15 protein-coding genes are annotated in these 17,021 nt (G+C 67.5%); 4 read left to right on the top strand and 11 right to left on the bottom strand.

What is annotated here, in order from left to right; translation table 11 throughout:
* Positions 1 to 12 precede the first annotated feature (12 nt).
* Both ACFJI2_RS30215 and ACFJI2_RS30210 read right to left on the bottom strand, forming a co-directional pair.
* Positions 13 to 2,076 carry a prolyl oligopeptidase family serine peptidase gene (locus tag ACFJI2_RS30215; protein ID WP_377703118.1) on the bottom strand — a complete coding sequence of 688 codons (2,064 nt, stop codon included), beginning with the start codon at positions 2,074 to 2,076 and terminating at the stop codon, positions 13 to 15.
* 161 nt (positions 2,077 to 2,237) lie between these two features.
* Positions 2,238 to 2,690 carry a hypothetical protein gene (locus ACFJI2_RS30210; RefSeq protein WP_107875818.1) on the bottom strand — a complete coding sequence of 151 codons (453 nt, stop codon included), beginning with the start codon at positions 2,688 to 2,690 and terminating at the stop codon, positions 2,238 to 2,240.
* A 184-nt stretch (positions 2,691 to 2,874) separates the two neighbouring features.
* Between ACFJI2_RS30210 and ACFJI2_RS30205 the strand changes: the two genes are divergently transcribed.
* Positions 2,875 to 3,327, top strand: a complete 453-nt coding sequence (locus ACFJI2_RS30205; RefSeq protein WP_377703117.1) for a GNAT family N-acetyltransferase — start codon at positions 2,875 to 2,877, stop codon at positions 3,325 to 3,327.
* On the top strand, positions 3,324 to 3,680 hold the full coding sequence (locus ACFJI2_RS30200) for a nucleotide pyrophosphohydrolase (protein ID WP_377703116.1): 357 nt from the start codon (positions 3,324 to 3,326) through the stop codon (positions 3,678 to 3,680). Before ACFJI2_RS30205 ends, ACFJI2_RS30200 begins: the two co-directional genes overlap by 4 nt.
* A 202-nt stretch (positions 3,681 to 3,882) precedes the next feature.
* On the opposite strand, the gene ACFJI2_RS30195 is transcribed toward ACFJI2_RS30200, so the two are convergent.
* From ACFJI2_RS30195 to ACFJI2_RS30165, 7 genes are all read right to left on the bottom strand, one after another.
* Complete coding sequence (locus ACFJI2_RS30195; RefSeq protein WP_377703115.1) at positions 3,883 to 4,809, bottom strand: alpha/beta hydrolase; 927 nt, start codon at positions 4,807 to 4,809, stop codon at positions 3,883 to 3,885.
* A gap of 65 nt (positions 4,810 to 4,874) precedes the next feature.
* Complete coding sequence (locus tag ACFJI2_RS30190; protein WP_377703114.1) at positions 4,875 to 7,340, bottom strand: TonB-dependent receptor plug domain-containing protein; 2,466 nt, start codon at positions 7,338 to 7,340, stop codon at positions 4,875 to 4,877.
* Positions 7,341 to 7,378: 38 nt separating this feature from the next.
* Positions 7,379 to 7,879 carry a RidA family protein gene (locus ACFJI2_RS30185; RefSeq protein ID WP_377703113.1) on the bottom strand — a complete coding sequence of 167 codons (501 nt, stop codon included), beginning with the start codon at positions 7,877 to 7,879 and terminating at the stop codon, positions 7,379 to 7,381.
* Positions 7,880 to 7,887: 8 nt separating this feature from the next.
* On the bottom strand, positions 7,888 to 8,289 hold the full coding sequence (locus ACFJI2_RS30180) for a cytochrome c (protein ID WP_107875806.1): 402 nt from the start codon (positions 8,287 to 8,289) through the stop codon (positions 7,888 to 7,890).
* Positions 8,286 to 9,023 (bottom strand): flavin monoamine oxidase family protein, encoded by a 738-nt coding sequence (locus ACFJI2_RS30175; protein ID WP_377705931.1) that lies wholly within the window; start codon positions 9,021 to 9,023, stop codon positions 8,286 to 8,288. The genes ACFJI2_RS30180 and ACFJI2_RS30175 overlap by 4 nt, the downstream gene beginning before the upstream one ends.
* Positions 8,921 to 9,832: a flavin monoamine oxidase family protein gene (locus ACFJI2_RS30170; protein WP_377703112.1), complete on the bottom strand. Its 912-nt coding sequence runs from the start codon at positions 9,830 to 9,832 to the stop codon at positions 8,921 to 8,923. Before ACFJI2_RS30170 ends, ACFJI2_RS30175 begins: the two co-directional genes overlap by 103 nt.
* Before the next feature lie 379 nt (positions 9,833 to 10,211).
* Positions 10,212 to 12,116, bottom strand: a complete 1,905-nt coding sequence (locus tag ACFJI2_RS30165; RefSeq protein ID WP_377703111.1) for a hypothetical protein — start codon at positions 12,114 to 12,116, stop codon at positions 10,212 to 10,214.
* Positions 12,117 to 12,502: 386 nt separating this feature from the next.
* Here ACFJI2_RS30165 and ACFJI2_RS30160 point away from each other — a divergent pair, with 386 nt between their 5' ends.
* A complete protein-coding gene (locus tag ACFJI2_RS30160; protein WP_377703110.1) occupies positions 12,503 to 13,156 on the top strand; it encodes a hypothetical protein in 654 nt (217 codons plus the stop codon).
* A 59-nt stretch (positions 13,157 to 13,215) separates the two neighbouring features.
* Here the strand turns inward: ACFJI2_RS30160 and ACFJI2_RS30155 are convergent, their stop codons facing one another.
* On the bottom strand, positions 13,216 to 15,534 hold the full coding sequence (locus tag ACFJI2_RS30155; RefSeq protein ID WP_377703109.1) for a DEAD/DEAH box helicase: 2,319 nt from the start codon (positions 15,532 to 15,534) through the stop codon (positions 13,216 to 13,218).
* 114 nt (positions 15,535 to 15,648) lie between these two features.
* Positions 15,649 to 16,470 carry a substrate-binding periplasmic protein gene (locus ACFJI2_RS30150; RefSeq protein WP_377703108.1) on the bottom strand — a complete coding sequence of 274 codons (822 nt, stop codon included), beginning with the start codon at positions 16,468 to 16,470 and terminating at the stop codon, positions 15,649 to 15,651.
* Between the two features lie 116 nt (positions 16,471 to 16,586).
* Between ACFJI2_RS30150 and ACFJI2_RS30145 the strand changes: the two genes are divergently transcribed.
* Positions 16,587 to 16,985 (top strand): nuclear transport factor 2 family protein, encoded by a 399-nt coding sequence (locus ACFJI2_RS30145; RefSeq protein WP_377703107.1) that lies wholly within the window; start codon positions 16,587 to 16,589, stop codon positions 16,983 to 16,985.
* Positions 16,986 to 17,021 lie beyond the last annotated feature (36 nt).

Here is a 17,021-nt window from a genome sequence, read left to right as displayed (position 1 = left end):
CCTTTCAGGGTATCACTGCTTGGTGTACTTGTTCAGCCAGTCCAGCACCGTATGGTGCCACAGCACGGAGTTGGCGGGCTTCAGCACCCAGTGGTTCTCGTCCGGGAACACCAGCAGCTTGCTGTCGATGCCCTGGCGCTGCAGCGCGGTGAAGGTGCCCAGCGCCTGCGCGGTCGGGATGCGGAAGTCCAGGTCGCCCTGCACCACCAGCATCGGGGTCTTCCACTTGGCCACGTGGTGCACCGGGTTGAACTTCTCGTGCGACTCGGCCGCCTTGTAGTACGGGCCGCCGTATTCCCACTCGGTGAACCAGATTTCCTCGGTCGAATAAGCCATGCCGCGGATGTCGAACACGCCGTCGTGGTTGACGATGCACTTGAAGCCGTCGGCCCAGTTACCCTCGATCCAGTTCATCATGTAGCCGCCGTAGGACGCGCCCAGCGCGCAGCTGCGTTCGCGGTCCAGCCACGGGAACTTGGCCACCGCCGCGTCCATGCCCTTCTTCAGGTCTTCCAGCGGCTTGCCGCCCCAGTCGCCGCTGATCGAATCGGTGAAGGCCTGGCCATAGCCGGTGGAGCCATGGAAGTCGATGAACACGGTGGCGTAGCCGGCGCCGGCGTACACCTGCGGGTTCCAGCGGTAGCTCCAGGAGTTGCCGAAGCTGCCTTGCGGGCCGCCGTGCACCAGGAAGGCGATCGGGTACTTCTGGCCCGGCTGCGCGTTCCACGGCTTCATCACGTGGCCGTACACGGTGTCGCCGTTGGCGCCCTTGAAGGAGAACTGCTCGTACTCGCCGAAGCGCACGTCGGCCAGCGCGGCCTCGTTCACGCTGGTCAGCTTTTCCGCTTTCGCGGCGGCGCCCAGCTTGAACTTGTACAGCTGCGCGCCCGAGGCCAGCGAGGCTTGCGCCATCACCACGGTGTCGCGCGCCACGCTGAAGGCGGACACATAGCCCGGGCCGCTGACGGCGCTGGCCTTGCCGCTGGCCGCGTCGATGCTGAACAGGCGGTGCTGGCCCACGTCGTCGGCGGTGGCCAGCAGGGTCTTGCCGTCCGGCGCCCAGCGGTAGTCGGCCACGGAGCGGTCCCACGCGCCGGTCAGCGCGCGCTTCTTGCCAGTGGCGACGTCCATCAGCACCAGGTGGAAGCGGTCGGCCTCGAAGGTCGGACGCTGCATGGCGGTGTAGGCCAGCGTTTTGCCGTCCGGCGAGAACTGGGCGCGGGTGTCCCAGGCCGGGTTGTCGGCGGTCAGGTTGCGCAGCTCGCCGCCAGTGGCCGGCACGCTGAACAGGTCGAAGTTGGTGGACCAGGCTTCGGTCTTGCCGGCCACCCGGGCCGAGAACACCACCGTCTTGCCGTCCGGGCTGAACTGGTATTCGTCGTGGTCGCCGAACGGTTTCGACGGCACGTCGCCGTCGATGGTCCCGCTCAGGCTCACCGGCGCGGCGCTGACCTTGCCGCTGCTGTCGATGGGCGCGCTGTACAGCACGTTGTTGCGGCCGTCGTTCCAGGTGTCCCAGTGGCGCACGAACAGGCGCTCGTAGACCTTGCCGGTGGCCTTGTTCTTCGCTTGCGCGTCCAGGCGCGCCTTGCTGCAGGCCAGGTCGGCGCAGTCGCGGAACACGGCCAGGCTCATGGCCAGGCGGTCGCCCTGCGGCGACAGGCGGAAGTTCTCCACGTCCACCGGCAGGTCGGTCACGCGCGCCGCTTCGCCGCCGGACAGCGGCAAGCGCCACACCTGGTTGCTGCCGCTGCGCGCGGACAGGAAGTAGACCGCGTCGCCGGACGGCGACCATTCAGGATCGGTGCTGCTGGCGTCGGCCTGGGTCAGGCGCACCGGCACGGGCTTGGCTGCGCGCAGGTCCAGCATCCACAGCTGGGTGTTGCCGCGGTTCTTGTCCATATTCGTGGCGCGCACCGTGTACACGACTTTCGACGCGTCCGGCGACAGCAGCGGGCTGCCGACGCGTTCCATTTTCACCAGGTCTTCCACGGTAAAGCCGCGCGGGGCGGCTTGTGCGTGCTGAGCACCGGACGCGGCAAGCGCGGCCGCCAATACCAGCAGACGTAATTTCATGCGGTTATCTCCGACATCGTTATAAAAAAGGCCAGCTTGTGGCTGGCAGTCGGACATGATACCAAGAATCGCGGACGAAAGAAGGCCGCCGGTCCCGTGGGAGCCGGCGGTAAAGGGAGACACCACGGGCGGCGGACACGCCCGCAGTTTGCTACAAAAGCTTAGCGCAGCGACACCAGCAGGTACTGCACCGGTTCGCCGGCGATGGCCGGGGTCTTGGCGATCAGCAGCTCGCCGCCCATCTGCCCGCTGTCCCTGGGTTCGAAGCGCATCTGCACGCTGCGGTCCAGCGCCACGAAGCTGTGCTGGGCGGTGCCGACGATTTCGGTGCGTTCGCCGTCGTCGAGCTGGGCAAACATGCGGCGGCCCTGGGAACTCAATTGCAGCACGCTACCGTTGCTCAAGTCGTAGGCGCCCTGGTAGGCGCCGAAGTCGATGGCGTAGCGGGGCATGCGCCGCGCCGGCACCTCGATGACCAAGGGCGCGTTGGCGGGGATTTTCACCGCGTCGAGCACTTGCGGCGACTGCTCGGTGGGGGCGGTTTGCTCGGTTTGCGCGACTGCGGCAGCGCCGCAGGCCAGGCCCAGCAATGCGAACAACAGCAGGTTCTTCATGATGGTCTCCTTGCAGGTCGCAGGGTGCGTTTGTACATCCCGCTAAGATTCAATATAGCGAGCTTTCGCGGCGCCGAGATAGTATTTTTCTCGCGCCCGCGCGCCGGGCATAGCGCCGCTGAATACCCGCGCCGGGCTTGCGCTACAATGGCAACCACACCCGTCCCACGCTCACATCACACCCATGAATATCGCCTTCGAAACGCCGGACCAGCCCGACATCATCGCCCTTATCGCCGACCTGGACGCCTACCAGTTGACGCTGTATCCGCCGGAAAGCGTGTACGCGCTGGATATGGCGTCGCTGAAGCAGCCCAACGTGCTGTTCGCCGTGGCGCGCGATGCGGACGGCGCGGCGGTGGGCTGCGGCGCGATGGTGGTGACGCCGGAATTCGCCGAGGTCAAGCGCATGTACGTGCGGCCGGAAGCGCGCGGCCAGGGCCTGGCCCGGCGCGTGCTGTCCATGCTGGAGCAGGCGGCGGCGCAGCGCGGCAGCACGCTGTACACGCTGGAGACCGGGCCGTCGCAGCCGGAAGCGATTGCGCTGTACGAACGGCTGGGCTACCAGCGCTGCGGTCCGTACGGCGACTACCGCGACGATCCGCTCAGCGTCTTCATGCGCAAGCAGGTGCGATGATGGCGCAGGACAGCCTGATCGAGTTGCGCGACCTGGCGCGCGCCTTCGCGGCGGAGCGGGACTGGGGGCAGTTTCATACGCCGAAGAACCTGGCGATGGCGCTGACGGTGGAGGCGGCCGAGCTGGCCGAGCACTTCCAGTGGCTGGCCACCGGCGCCGACCATGAACTGGACCAGCGCAAGCGCGACGGCATCCGCCACGAGCTGGCCGACGTGATGCTGTACCTGATCCAGCTGGCCGACAAGACCGGCGTGGACCTGCGCAGCGCGGTGCTGGAGAAGATGGAGCTGAACCGCGCCAAATACCCCGCCGAGCAGGTGCGCGGCGATATGCGCAAGTACAACGAATACTGAGTGCAGCGGCGGCGCAGCGGCGGGTTACGCGCTCTGCGCTAACCCGCCCTACGCCGGCGCCCCCGGATCGCCCGTAGGGCGGGTTAGCGCGACAGCGCGTAACCCGCCAACACCAGCCCCCCCGGCTCACCCGTACGGCGGGATAGCGCGACAGCGCGTAACCCGCCAACACCAGCGCCCCCCGGCTCACCCGTACGGCGGGTTAGCGCGGCGGCGCGTCACCCGCCAGCGCCTTGCGGATCTCTGCGTACACCAGCTTCCACGCCGGCGAGGTGGCGGCCACCTCGTCGTAATGGCTGGCGTTCGGCAGCACCACCACCTCGGCCGCATCGCCGGCCGCCTGCGCGCGGCGCGCGTAATCCTGCGCCACGCGCACCGGCGACACGTCGTCCAGCTCCCCCGTGACCAGCACCGTGCGCACGCCGGACGGCAGCAGCTCGGCCGGCGAGGTGTCGGCAAACACGTCCGGCCGCGCGGCGCTCGGCAGGCCGGCCAGCTGCACCATGTCGCGCTCGCAGCTGGTCTTGATCAGCCCCTCCTCGTTGCGCAAGTCCGCCAGCCCGCCCAGGCTGATCACCTGCGGGATGGCCTGCGGCGCGGCGCGCCACGCGGGGCTGGACTGCGGCAGCCGGTGGCGCGACGCGGCCCATTGCGCCAGGTGGCCGCCGGCCGAATGCCCGACGGCCACCACGCGCGCCAGGTCCAGCCCGTGCGCGCCCGCCTCCTGCCGCAGGCGGTCCACCGCCGTGGCCACGTCCTGGTACATGCCGGGATAGCCGCCGCCCTCCTCGTCCACGCGGCGGTACTCCACGTTCCACACGGCGATGCCGTTGCGGATCAAGTCCCCCGCCATGTTGTGCATCTGCGCGATGCCGCCGAAATGCACGGTCCAGCAGCCGCCGTGGATCAGGATCACCACCGGGAACGGCCCCGGCCCGGCAGGCTTGAACAGTTCCACGAACTGCGACGGCGCGCTGCCGTAGGCGATGCGCAGGTCCGGCGCGGGGCCGGACAGCGCCAGGTAATCCTGCAGCGTCATCGGGGCGGCGGCGTGGGCGCTGGTGCCGGCGGCGCCGGCCGCGCCGGCGATGGCGGCGGCGCACAGGGTCTTGCGGAGAGTGGTCAGCATGGGCGGTCCATAAAAAACGGGGCAAGGCGCAGCATACCGCGCCTTGCCCCCGCTGTCATGCCCGCTCAGAACTTGTAGCTGGCGCGCGCGTAGTAATAGCCGCCGTTGATGCCGAACGGCGAGAACGACGGGTACACCGTGACGGCCGAGTTGTCCAGGTTGGCGCGGTACACGGCCAGCAGCTGGGCGTTCACCTGGTCGGGATACTTGTTGAACAGGTTGTTGCCGCCCGCCGTCAAGGTCCAGCCGTTGCTCATGCGGTAGCTCACCTCCAGGTCCGTGATGGCGGTCACGCCGATCTCGGTCTTGTAGTAGGCCGCGCCGTCCGGCGTGCCCCATTCGGACGACTTGCCGTAGATCGCCTCGCGCAGGTTGACGCTCCACGCGCCCTTCTTCCACAAGGCGCCCAGGTTCAGGCGCGCCTTCGGCGACGCGGTCTCGATGTCCGAGATGGCGGTCTTGTCGAGCAGGGTTTGCGGCCGCAGCTGCACCGGCGCCTGGTTCACCTTGATGACCGTGACCTTGTTGTAGTTGGCCGCCGCCGACCAGTCCACGCGCCCGTAGTCGGCGTAGTTGCTGTTCAGCGTGGCCACGAACTCCAGGCCGCGCGAACGCGTGTTGACGGCGTTCGAGAAGATGTTGATGCCGGTCTGCACCACCGTCGGATCGAGCACATTGCCGTTGGCGAGGATGGCCGCCGTCACCGCCGGCGAATTGTCCGCGCCGCCCGAGCCGTACAGCGAGCCGCTGCCGACGATGCGGTCGCGGATCGTGATCTGGTAGGCGTCCAGCGTGAGCGCGACGTTGCTCGACGGGTTGAGCACCAGGCCGGCGCTGAAGTTGGTGGACTTCTCCGGCTTCAGGCCGTTTACGCCCACCAGGGCCGCGCCCGGCGAATTGGGCGCCAGCTGCACGAAGGCGCTGCGCGGCGACACATTGGTGGCCGAGTAGTACTGCTCGGCCAGCGTGGGCGCGCGGAAGCCGTTGCTGACCGTGCCGCGCAGCGCGAAGGCGGGCGTGAAATCGTAGCGGCCGGTGATCTTGCCCACCTTGGCGTTGCCGAAGTCGCTGAAGTGCTCGTAGCGCGCGGCCAGGTCCACCGTCAGCGCGTCCACCGGGAACACGATCAGGTTGGCGTACACCGCCTTGTTGTTGCGGTCATGCTTGCCGGCGTCGGTGAGCGAGAAGCCGGGATAGGACTGCGAGCCTTCCTTGTAGCGCGAGAACTCGTCGCCGGCCTGGATCTCGTAGCGGTCCACGCGGTGCTCCAGGCCGAGCGCGAAGGTGGCCGGCTTGGCGCCCACCAGGGCCAGCTCGCGGCTGAAGTCCAGGTTGTTGGTCCACTGGCTGGCGATGAAGGCGCCGGCCGAGAACACGGTGGGCGTGAAGCCCTTGTCCTGGTACAGCGACACGTTGGCCGAATCCTCGACGCCGATTTCGGCCTTGTCGCGGCCGTAGGTGGTGCTCAGCTCCCAGTTCCAGGCGCCGGCCAGCTTGCCCTTGGCGCCGGCGGTGAAGGCGTAGTCCTGGTCCTTGATGGTTTCCTTGGGACTGAAGCCGAGCGGATAGACCTGCGGCAGCCGGTCCGGCATGCGGTAGTTCTCGAAGGCGCGCGCCTCCTTGCGGCCCACGGTGCCGAAGGCGTACAGGGAAGTGTCGTCGTCGATCTCGTAGCCGGCGTTCAGGCCGAACACGGTCAGGTGGTATTGCGCGTCGCCGCTGATCTTGTTCAGGTTGGGGTAGCCGGGCGCTTGCAGCAGCGGCATCTTCTTGATGTTGGCCGCGTCCACCACGCGCGGATCGAGGCCGCCGCGGTTGCTGAAGTCGTGGTACTTCGATTCGGCGCTCAGGCTCACGAAGGCCTTGTCGAAGGGCGCGAAGCCGACGTTGCCCATGCCGTCGGCGGTCCTGCCGCCGCCGTCCGAGTAGCCGCCGCCGTTGACGTTGAAGGTGCCGCCCTTGCTGTTGGACTTGAGGATGATGTTGATGACCCCGGCAATGGCGTCGGTGCCGTACTGCGCGGCCGCGCCGTCCTGCAGCACCTCGATGTGGTCGATCATGGCCACCGGGATGTAGCTCAGGTCGGCCGCCGCGCCGCCCTGGAACGGCCCGCCCAGCACCGCCAGGTTGGAGGTGCCGTGGCGGCGCTTGCCGTTCACCAGCACCAGCGTATTGTTGGGGCTCAGGCCGCGCAGGCGCGCCGACAGCGTCAGGTTGGCGGTGTCGCCGCCGAAGGCCTGGGCCGTGAAGGACGGTAGGTTCTGCGCCAGCGCCTGCATCAGGTCGGGCTGGCCGGTGCGGGCCAGCGAGGCGTTGTCCAGCAGCTGGATGGGCGAGGCGCTGTTTTCCACTTTGAGGCCGCTGGCGCGGGTGCCGGTGACGATCACCGCGCCGGCCGACGAGGGCGTGACGGCGGCGCCGGCCACCGCTTCGGCCTGGCCGCCGCCGGCGCCTTCACCGGCCGCGAGCGACAGTCCCGAGTACAGCACCATGACGGCTGCTGCGCATGCTTTCAGTTTGGCCTTCTGCATAACGATACCCCTTCAATGTTGAGTGACTTTGTTGTGCTTTATTTTTTTGCGGCGACCACTTCGATTTCCACCAGCCAGCCCGGCACGTTCAGCGCGGCCACCTGCATCACGGCGCGCGCGGGCAGGTTGGGCTGGGAACCGCCGAAGTACTGGGTGTAGGCCTCCATGAAGCCCTTGATGTCGGCGCGCCCGCCCTTGGCCGGGTCGCCCACCAGGAAGACCTGCATCTTCACCACGTCGCCCATGGCCAGGTTCATGCCCTTGAGGATTTCGTCTATCTTCTTGAGCACGCCCATGGTCTGGGTGCGGGTGTCGCCGTAGGCGGCCAGCGAATCGGGCGCGGCGGCCTTGTCGACCACCGGCGGCACCTGGCCGCTGATGAAGTGGATGGTGGCGCCGGGCGGCAGGGTCACCGCCTGGGCGATCGGAAAGTCCGAACCGGGGATCTTGTGGCGGACGATGTCCTGCGCCTGCGCGGCGGCGTAGCCGGACAGCAGCGCCAGGACGGCGAAGGCGTTCGTTACGGTAGCTTTGTTCATGGTCTCTTTCAGTGTTTGTTGGACATCTGGCCGTTCGCGTATGGCGGCACGCCGAGGCGGCTGCGCAGCGTGCTCACTTCTTCTCCCTTCAGGGGCGGCGCCTGGTTGCCCCAGGTGCTGCGCGCGAAACTGAGCACGGCGGCGATCTCGTCGTCGCTCAGGCTGGCGCTGAAATCGGGCATGCCGCCGCGCCCCTGCAGCAGCACGGTGGCCACCTCCGGCGCCGGCCCCTGCACCAGCGGGTTGCCGGCCAGCGCGGGGAAGGCGCCGGGTATGCCCTTGCCGCTGGCCTGGTGGCAGGCGGCGCAGTTCTTCTGGAACAGCGCCTTGCCGTCGGCGCGCGCCGGCGGCGCCGCCAGCACGGCGGCGATCGACGCGGCCGCCGCCAGGCTTGCAATGGAAGGCTTCATGCGCTGGCCCTTTCATGGATCTTGGCCAGCTGCTGCCAGGCCGATTCGATGGCGCCGGCCTGCCAGCCGGTCAGGTAGCTCAGGTGTTCGCCGGCCAGCAGCACGCGGCCCTCGCCTTCCAGCAGCACCGGGTAGGCGTGCTTGCGGCTCTCCTCGTTCCAGTCGGCCCAGCCGCCCAGGTTGTACTGCACCCGGTGCCAGGCCACGGAGAAGGCGCTTTCGAACGACTCGCGGTAGGCCGGGAAAATCTTCTCCCCGGCCGCCACGGCGAATTCGGCGCGCTCGGCCGGCGTCATGGCGCTCACCTCGATGGCCGAAGTCTGGTAGTTGTAGTAGCCGAGCAGCACGCCCTTCTGCTTCTGCCAGTTCGACGACGGCAGCGAGATGGTGTTGATGCCCTTGATGTCGGTGAGCACGTGGCCGCCGTAGATCTGGTCGTCCTCCTCCCAGAAGCGGCGCTTCATCTGCAGGCCGATCTTGCCGACCGGCGCGTAGGCCACCTGCTTGATGGCGGCCTTGAACCTGGGCGAGAAGTCGGTCTCTATCATGCGCAGCACGGACAGCGGGATGGTGCACAGGCAGTAGTCGGCGTTCACGGTGGTGAACTTGCCGCTGGCGGTGTCCTTGTAGGTCACCGCCACGTGGTTTTCGCCGTGGCGTATGGTCTGCACCTCGGCGCGGTAGCGGATGGCTTTGCCGACGCGCTTTTCAAACGCCTTCGCGATCTGGTCCATGCCGCCCACCGGCTGGAACATGGTGTTCTGCATGGGGAAATCCTGCACGGCGCTGTAGATATGCCCACCTTCGATTCCAGCAGCTCCTTGAAGCCCAGCGGGTCTGACTCCTTGCCGGCGCCGGGCATCAGGCCCGCGCCCGGATTGACGGCGTAGCCGCGGCCGCTGCGCCCCTTGTAGCGCAGGTCGCCCGCGTCCAGCTGGCCCTCGTGCGCCAGGTAGTCCAGCAACAGGCGCTGGTCCTGCTCGGTGAGCGCCTGGTCGATCTGTTTCGCTTTGACCGACTTGGCCAGCAGCTCGGCCACGTGGCCGCGCATGTCGGCCTTGATCTGCGCCGGCCGCAGGCGCTGCTTCGACAGCGGGCCGCCGTTCTCCAGGTAGACGATGGAATGATCGTTGTCGTTGACCATCACTTCCAGCGGCACCTCGAACAGGCGCGTGTAGTGCAAGGTGGACTGGTGGTGCAGCGGAATGCGCCACGGGCCGTGGTTGATGTAGTGGCCCTGGTCGAACTGGCAGCGCTGCTCCTCGCCGCCCAGTTCCGTCAGCGCAAAGCCCTTGCGCGCCGTCTGGCAGCGCCCGCCGGCAAAGGCGCGCGCTTCCAGCACCTGGCACTGGTACCCCAGCTTGCCCAGCTCGAAGGCGGCGGTCATGCCGGCCAGGCCGGCGCCCAGGATCACCACCTTCTTGCCCTTGCCGCTGCCGCTCAGGGCCGGCGGCGCGGACATCGTCGATTCGATGCCCATGCCCCAGGCACTCATCGTGTTCAGCATCAGACCCGTGCCGCCGACCGCTGCGGCACGGTACAAAAAATCTCTCCTGCTTATCATCGGCAACCTCCTGGTAGTTGGAACTACCCTGTTGCCTTAGCAAACGCTGTGCCAATAAAACATAAATGTAATATTCATATGCAAAATAAAACAAAGATGCGGCGGCTGGGAAAAACAAAGTCGCTGCGGGCCGGCGCAGGCCCGCGCTGCGGCGCAGCGGCACGCGCCGCACGCGGCACCCAGCGGAGAAAGGAGACTTTTCGGCGCTTCAGCATTTTATTTTGCATTGCACCATTTCAGCCAACCATCGTCTCCCCCATAATGCAAAAGGCCGTGGCGGTATCAGCGCCACGGCCCTTGCATTGCCGCGTACTATTTTGATGCAACGCACCATGCGGATGCGCCGCGCAGGCGGCGGCTAGCCCGTCAGCGTCGCCACGATGCGCTCGAAACTGGCGTAGTGGCCATGCGGCGCGCTGTGTGGGCGGGCCGGGAAGTCGCCGGCGCGCAGCCGCGCCACCTCGGCCGACGACAGGCGCCGGTGCGCCACGCTGCGCTCGGCGATGTGGCAGGCGTGGAAGTGCATCGGCGCCTGCGGGTCCAGCAGGTAGACGGTGTCCAGGCTGGCGGTGTCGCACGCCACTTTCACGTGCCACTGGCCGCGCTGGGCGGCGCGCTCGAACCAGCGCCCTTCCTCGGCGCGCGCACAGCTGTAGTAAGTGCCGTTCAGGCAGATGCCCTCGGCCGTGACCACTGCGTCGTGCACCGGCAGCAGGCTGCAATGCACCAGCTCCTCGGCGTACTGGCGCAGCCCCGTGCCGCGCTGCGTCACGCCCCAGTCCCACAGTTGCTGCGGCGTGTGGCCGCCGTCCAGCGGCGCGTGATTGTAGGCCAGCACGCCGCTGATCGCCACGCGCGTGAACTGTTCCAGGTCCAGCACCGCGTCCAGGCGGCCGCAGGGCAGCGTCAGGCCGCCATCCCACTCGCCGCTGGCAGCTGCGGGACCGCCCGCCAGGCCGGCTGCGGGGGCTGCGACGGTGGCTGCGGGGCTGGCTGGGAGGCTGGCTGCGGGGCCGGCTGCGCAGGGCTGCAGCGCGAAGCGCTTGCCCAGCTCCGCGCTCCATGGCGACGGCGCTTCCTGCGGCGCCACCAGGCAGCGCACGTTGAAGTTGTTGAGCAGTGCGCCATCCGCGCCATCGTCCGCACTGCCCAGCAGCGCGGCGTCGGCGAACAGCAGCTCGGGCAGATGGCGCGACGGCCACGCGCCGGACGGGATATCCAGGCCGTGGCGCAGGCAATAGCGGCGCTTGTCGGCCGCGCTGTTGGCCAGTGCCATCAGCGCGTGCCGCCAGCTGGGCTGCTCCATGCTCACGTAGATGCCTGCCACCGCACTGCTGAAGATGTCCGTCACCACGTACAGATAAGGCTTGCCGGTGACCTGGCTGCGGTCCGCCCGCGACACCAGTTGCACGTCCGCCTGCATGGCCTCCACGCGGAAGGCGGCGCCCGGCCGGCCGGGCCGCGCGATGGCGCTGTCGGCCGCCAGCGCGGGTGCCATGCGCTGCGCTTCCATCAGGTGGTCCTGTTCCAGCCAGTAGCTGAACTGGCCGAAGGTGGGCAGCGCAGCGACCGGTTCATGGCGCTGCACCCGCAGCGTGCCCGGCGCGACGCTGCGCTCGCAGAAGAAGTCGCGCAGCATCTGGTCGAAGACGGCGCGGCGCGACAGCGGCGGATGCGTGACGGCGTGGCGCGCCACGGCAACGCGGAACACGGCCCGCATCTGCGCGTCCACGTTCACGCCCGGCGCGGCGCCCTCCTTGCGCGGCCGGCCGCGCTTGATGCCCTCGGATGCGGCGCGCGTCTTGCCGCGCCCGCCGGAGTTGGCGTAATCGGGCAGCAGCGCGTTCGGCGTCTGGCCGCGCTGCCAATAGCGGCGCAGGTAGCGGTAGATGGTGGGATGCGACACGCCGTGGCGCTGCGTGTACTCGGACACCAGCTGCCCGCGCCGGCGCGGCTCATAGATGGCCGGCTCCATGGCGGTAAGCTCGCGCACGATTTCCCAGGCGCGGGCGCGCAGCTGCAGGTGCTTCTCCGGCAGCAGGTCCTGGTTCACCACCACCATATAAGGGTCGTCCGGCAGGAGGCGCGCGCGGCCGGCGGCCAGGTCGGCCTCCAGCTCGGCCACGCGTGCCAGTTCCGCCTCGGCGCTAAGCGCCTGCACGTCGTACACATAGGCGGCGGTTCGCGCCGCGTCTATCCACAGTACGCGGATCGTTTTGCGATCCGGTCCCGTGTATTCAAGAAGGTCATTTCGTATTATCACGTCGCCCTCGCTGGCCAGGAAATAGTGCTGTAGAAGCAAATTCCAGGCCAGATGGCAAAAAACAGTGCTTGCGGGGCGTGGCGCCGCCGGCAGCGGCGACAGGTCCGCCCGGTGCCGTCTTGTTTTGGTGCGCAGCCGGCGCCGGCGCACCGCCGGCGTGCGCCGGCCCCAAGCTGTTTTTTCGGTTTTTACTAAAACCTGCTAACCACTACTACCTCGTGCTATTCGTCGATATTTCGTACTTTTTTTCGCGCAGCGGGAACTGAGCAGCGCTAAACGTGTCTAACAACATAAGCGAGGAGAAATTTTAGTAAACAATAGCGCGATGTAGTAAGCCTTAGCAGGAGTTAGCAGCGCTTAGTAAAATCCGATTTTTGGAGGCTCCCATGCCTGATCCTACAATGCCGGTCTTTATCCCCTTCAAGACGCTGGAAGCGCTGGGTGAACTCACCGGCAACTGGTGGTCCAATACCCTGGCCATGGAGCCGTTTATTCTCGAGGCGATAGAGAACTACATCAAGGCGCCGCCAGCCAGGCAGCAGCAACAGCAGCAACCGCCGGCGGCGCCGTCCGAGGCGGGATACCAATGGAAGCAGGTCTTCCTTCCGGAAGGAACCACGCTGCGCGCCTGCTTCGGCAAGCAGCCCTACTACGCCACGGTGGAAGGCGCGCAAATCAAGTATGGCGAGCACGCGGTGTCGCCGTCGTGCTTTGCCAATCTGTACGGCAGCGGCAATCGCAACGCGTGGAAAGCCGTCTGGCTACGCTTGCCTGGCAGCGATGAATGGTTGCTGGCCGATGTCTGCCGGTCCGCCCGGAAGGCGGCCATCGCGCGCTTGCTCGGCGACGCGGTGCCGGCCGGTCGCCCGGCGCAGGTGAAAGAAAAGCTGCCAGAGAAGCTGCCGCAGACGCGCGAAGACACACCACAGCTCCACAATCAGCATGCCGCCAGCTTCCCGCGCAGCGCGCTGACGACAAAGAAAAACAAGGGAAGTCAGCGCAGCTCCGGGCGAGGTCGCCGCCGTAAGCGCCGACAGTGAAACATCATCCCGGAAACCCGTGAGTAACCAAAAAAAGGGGCCTTGCGGCCCCTGGTGACTTACTTGAACTTATTGAACTTGCCCGGCTTGCGCAGCGGCTTGTCCATGCCCGGCACCTTCTTGGCCGGCGCCTTGCCCGGCGCGGCCTTCGGCGGCGTGTGCTTGGCCGATTCCGGCGGCATGGCGTCGGCGTGGCTGATGCGCAGCTGCTGGCCGCCCACCCACACTTTGCCCAGGTGCTGGAACACGTCGTCCGGCATGCCGTCCGGCAGTTCGAGCACGCTGTGGTCGTCGAAGATCTCGATGCGGCCGATGTACTTCGCCTCGATGCCCGCTTCGTTGGCGATGGCGCCGACGATGTTGGACGGCGTGGCCGCGTGCTTGCTGCCCACTTCGATGCGGAAGGCGCTCATCGGCAGCGTCACCTTGTGCTTGTCCTTCTTTTTCTTCTTCGGCGCGTCGTCGTCGAAGGCAGGTTCGCTGTCGTCGGCTTTCGGCGCCAGTTCCGGTTCAGGCTTGGCGGCCTTCTTCGGCGCAGGCGCGCGTTCGGCCGGGGCGGCGCGTTCGGCCGGCGCGGCGCGCGGCGCGGCCGGGGCGCGTGCCGGAGCCGGCGCGGCGGCTGCGGCCGGCGCCTGCTCGCCGTCGCGGCTCAGGCGGATGACCTGGCCGGCGATCTTCACTCCCTGCAGGTGGCTGATGGTGTCCTGCGCCAGGTCGCTCGGCATGTCGAGCACGCTGTAGTCGTCGTAGATCTCGATGCGGCCGATGAACTTGGAGTCGATGCCGCCTTCGTTGGCGATGGCGCCCACGATGTTGCCCGGCTTGACGCCGTGCTGGTAGCCCACTTCGATGCGGTAGGTCTGCATGCCCGGTTCCGGCTCGCGGATGACGCGCTCCTTTTTCGGGAAGGCGCGCTCGCCGCGGTCCGGACGGTCGGCGCGTTCAAAGCGGTCGCCACGGTCGAAGCGCTCGCGCTCCGGACGGTCGCCGCGCGCGGCCTGGGCCGCCGCAGCAGCCTGCGGGCTGTCGTGCCAGCCGGTTTCCTTCTTCTTGTCCAGCAGCAGCGACTTGCCGCCGCGCGCCATGCTGGCCAGTGCCGCCGCGATCTCGATCGCCGGCACGTTGTGTTCGCGCTCGTAGTCTTCGATCAGGCCCTGGAAGTGTTCCAGGCCGCCCTTGGCCAGCACTTCGGTGATCTCGTCCTTGAACTTGGCCACGCGCACGTCGTTTACCGCCTGCAGCGACGGCAGCTCCATCACCGACACCGGCTGGCGCGTGGCGCGCTCGATGGCCTTGAGCAGGTTGCGCTCGCGCGGGGTGATGAACAGGATGGCTTCGCCGCTGCGGCCGGCGCGGCCGGTACGGCCGATGCGGTGGGTGTAGCTCTCCGGATCGTGCGGCACGTCGTAGTTCACCACGTGGCTGATGCGCTCCACGTCCAGGCCGCGCGCGGCCACGTCGGTGGCCACAAGAATGTCAATCTTGCCATCCTTGAGCATGGAAATGGTGCGCTCGCGCGCGGCCTGCTGCATGTCGCCGTTGATGGCGGCAGCCGAGAAGCCTCTGGCGTTCAGGCGCTCGGCCAGTTCCTCGGTGCCCATCTTGGTGCGCGAGAAGATGATCATGCCGTCGAACGGCTCCGCCTCCAGGATGCGGGTCAGCGCGTCCAGCTTGTGCATGCCGCTCACCAGCCAGTAGCGCTGGCGGATGTTTTCGGCGGTGCCGGTCTTGGCGGCCATGGTCACTTCGGCCGGCTTGTTCAGGTAGGTGGTGGCGATGCGCTTGATCACCGACGGCATGGTGGCCGAGAACAGCGCGGTCTGGCGCGTGGCCGGCGTCTCCTTCAGGATGCGCTCGACGTCGTCGATGAAGCCCATGCGCAGCATTTCGTCCGCTTCGTCCAGCACCAGGGTTTTCAGCTTGGAGATGTCCAGCGAACCCTTGTCCAGGTGGTCGATCACGCGGCCCGGGGTGCCCACCACCACGTGCACGCCGCGCCGCAGCGCCGACAGCTGCGGGCCGTAGCTCTGGCCGCCGTAGATCGGCAGCACGTGGAAGCCGGGGATGTAGGCGGCGTAGCGCTGGAAGGCCTCGGCCACCTGGATCGCCAGTTCGCGGGTCGGCGCCAGCACCAGCGCCTGCGGCGCGGTCAGCTTGGTGTCGATCTGCGACAGGATGGGCAGCGCGAAGGCGGCGGTCTTGCCGGTACCGGTCTGGGCCTGGCCCAGCACGTCGCGGCCGCCCAGCAGATAAGGGATGGTCGCGGCCTGGATAGGCGACGGCGACTCGTAGCCGACCTCTTTCAGCGATTTGATCAGCGCGGGGCTGAGATTAAGGTCGGAAAATAGCGTAACTTCGGTATTCGGTGTTCCAGACATGGCGTCACTCACAAGTATGTTCGAATCGCCCAATGCGAAACAAAAGCGCTAGTTTACTCCCTCCGGGCCTAATAAGGCCAATTCGCACCGATTTCGGGCGAATCGGGCGCCCGGCTAGCGCCCGCGCGGCAGCGGGAAACTGCTCGACATTTCGGCAGCGGTGAAATGTTTCCGGGTGCGCGCCAGCAGCTCGCCGTCCCGGCTCAGCTGCTCCAGCATGGCCGCCAGCTGCGCCGCATCCTCCGGCGCGGTCTTGCGCGAGACGTAGACGCCGCTGGTGGAGGCCGGGATGCCGGCCAGCCGCGTATAGCGCACCCGCTGCCCGAGCGACGCGCGCAGCCCCAGCTCTTCCAGCGTGCCGGCAAAGGTAGTGGATGGCATGTAGGCATAGTTGGCGCGGCCGATCTCCATTTTGCGCACGACCGTCTGCGGGTCCTTCACGTATTCCAGCTTGCCTTGCTTGTCCAGGCGCGCCAGCAGCGCCAGGTAGGCCGGGCCGTAGTTATAGCTGCGCACCACGTTGAGGCGGATGCCGGCCCGCGCCAGCAGCTCGTCGGGGCTGCGCGGCGGATCGGGATCGGTTGAAATGAGCATCCATTCGGTGCCTATCATCGGGATGTAGCGGCCCCACACGTCGCGCTCGGGCACCTGCACCGCGCCCACCAGCAGGTCCGCGTCGCCCTGGCGCAGCATGGCTTCGGCGCGGGCGCGCGGCACCACGGGAAAGAAGAATTCACAGCCAACGCGGTGGCCGCGTTCGCGCAGCAGCTCGGGATAGACACCGCCCACTTCGCCGCTGACGGCGTTCACCGTCATCATCCGCCCCAGCGAGGACGCCGGCACCACGATGGGGCGCGAGCAGGCGGCGCCGGCGCGGCCGGGCAGCAGCGCGGCGGCGGCCAAGGCGGCGACGGCGAAAAGGGGCTTGCGGATCATCGGCGGAATGCTAACACGGCCCGTCCATGCGTGCAGGCGCATACCCGGTATAGCAACGGCCTGCGGTTCGGCGCCGCGCCCGCCCGGCATGATGGGCCTCCACAAAGGAGCCACCCATGAACATGAACACCATCTTCCGCCCCCCGTTCAGCGAAGAACAAGCTGCGGTGCTGGACCCGATCAACCAGTATTTCGCCGGCCACGCCAGCGACGACGCCAGCCATATGCGCGCCGCTTTCCTGCCCACCGCGCACATCGAGTCCATCCGCGAGGGAGTATTCACGTCCTGGCCGCTGAAGGTGTACTGCGAACGCTTCAAGGGTGCGCCGGCGGCCGACGAGGCCGAGCGCGAGCGCATCGTGGACTGGATCGACGTGCAGGGCAACGCGGCCTGCGCCCGCATCACGCTGGTGCACGGCGCCACCACCTTCACCGACTATTTCGTGCTGCTGAAGACGGAAGCGGGCTGGAAGATCGCCAACAAGGCCTTCCACGGCCAGCCCACCGGCCACTGACTCCCTTCCGCTCCCTGTTGTAAGATAGCCAGCCGG

Origin of the sequence: Pseudoduganella sp. UC29_71 (assembly GCF_042693265.1) — a bacterium.
Taxonomy (GTDB): domain Bacteria; phylum Pseudomonadota; class Gammaproteobacteria; order Burkholderiales; family Burkholderiaceae_D; genus Rugamonas.
The sequence above is the reverse complement of the archived record's forward strand: the minus strand, read 5'-3'. Positions and strand labels throughout refer to the sequence as shown.

Bases quoted from the DNA above. Each gene is read 5' to 3' on its own strand.
- ACFJI2_RS30195 (WP_377703115.1), bottom strand. From the start codon at position 4,809: ATGCTGACCACTCTCCGCAAGACCCTGTGCGCCGCCGCCATCGCCGGC.
- ACFJI2_RS30190 (WP_377703114.1), bottom strand. From the start codon at position 7,340: ATGCAGAAGGCCAAACTGAAAGCATGCGCAGCAGCCGTCATGGTGCTG.
- ACFJI2_RS30180 (WP_107875806.1), bottom strand. From the start codon at position 8,289: ATGAAGCCTTCCATTGCAAGCCTGGCGGCGGCCGCGTCGATCGCCGCC.
- ACFJI2_RS30205 (WP_377703117.1), top strand. From the start codon at position 2,875: ATGAATATCGCCTTCGAAACGCCGGACCAGCCCGACATCATCGCCCTT.
- ACFJI2_RS30155 (WP_377703109.1), bottom strand. From the start codon at position 15,534: ATGTCTGGAACACCGAATACCGAAGTTACGCTATTTTCCGACCTTAAT.
- ACFJI2_RS30175 (WP_377705931.1), bottom strand. From the start codon at position 9,023: ATGGACCAGATCGCGAAGGCGTTTGAAAAGCGCGTCGGCAAAGCCATC.
- ACFJI2_RS30200 (WP_377703116.1), top strand. From the start codon at position 3,324: ATGATGGCGCAGGACAGCCTGATCGAGTTGCGCGACCTGGCGCGCGCC.
- ACFJI2_RS30215 (WP_377703118.1), bottom strand. From the start codon at position 2,076: ATGAAATTACGTCTGCTGGTATTGGCGGCCGCGCTTGCCGCGTCCGGT.
- ACFJI2_RS30150 (WP_377703108.1), bottom strand. From the start codon at position 16,470: ATGATCCGCAAGCCCCTTTTCGCCGTCGCCGCCTTGGCCGCCGCCGCG.
- ACFJI2_RS30145 (WP_377703107.1), top strand. From the start codon at position 16,587: ATGAACATGAACACCATCTTCCGCCCCCCGTTCAGCGAAGAACAAGCT.
- ACFJI2_RS30185 (WP_377703113.1), bottom strand. From the start codon at position 7,879: ATGAACAAAGCTACCGTAACGAACGCCTTCGCCGTCCTGGCGCTGCTG.
- ACFJI2_RS30160 (WP_377703110.1), top strand. From the start codon at position 12,503: ATGCCTGATCCTACAATGCCGGTCTTTATCCCCTTCAAGACGCTGGAA.
- ACFJI2_RS30210 (WP_107875818.1), bottom strand. From the start codon at position 2,690: ATGAAGAACCTGCTGTTGTTCGCATTGCTGGGCCTGGCCTGCGGCGCT.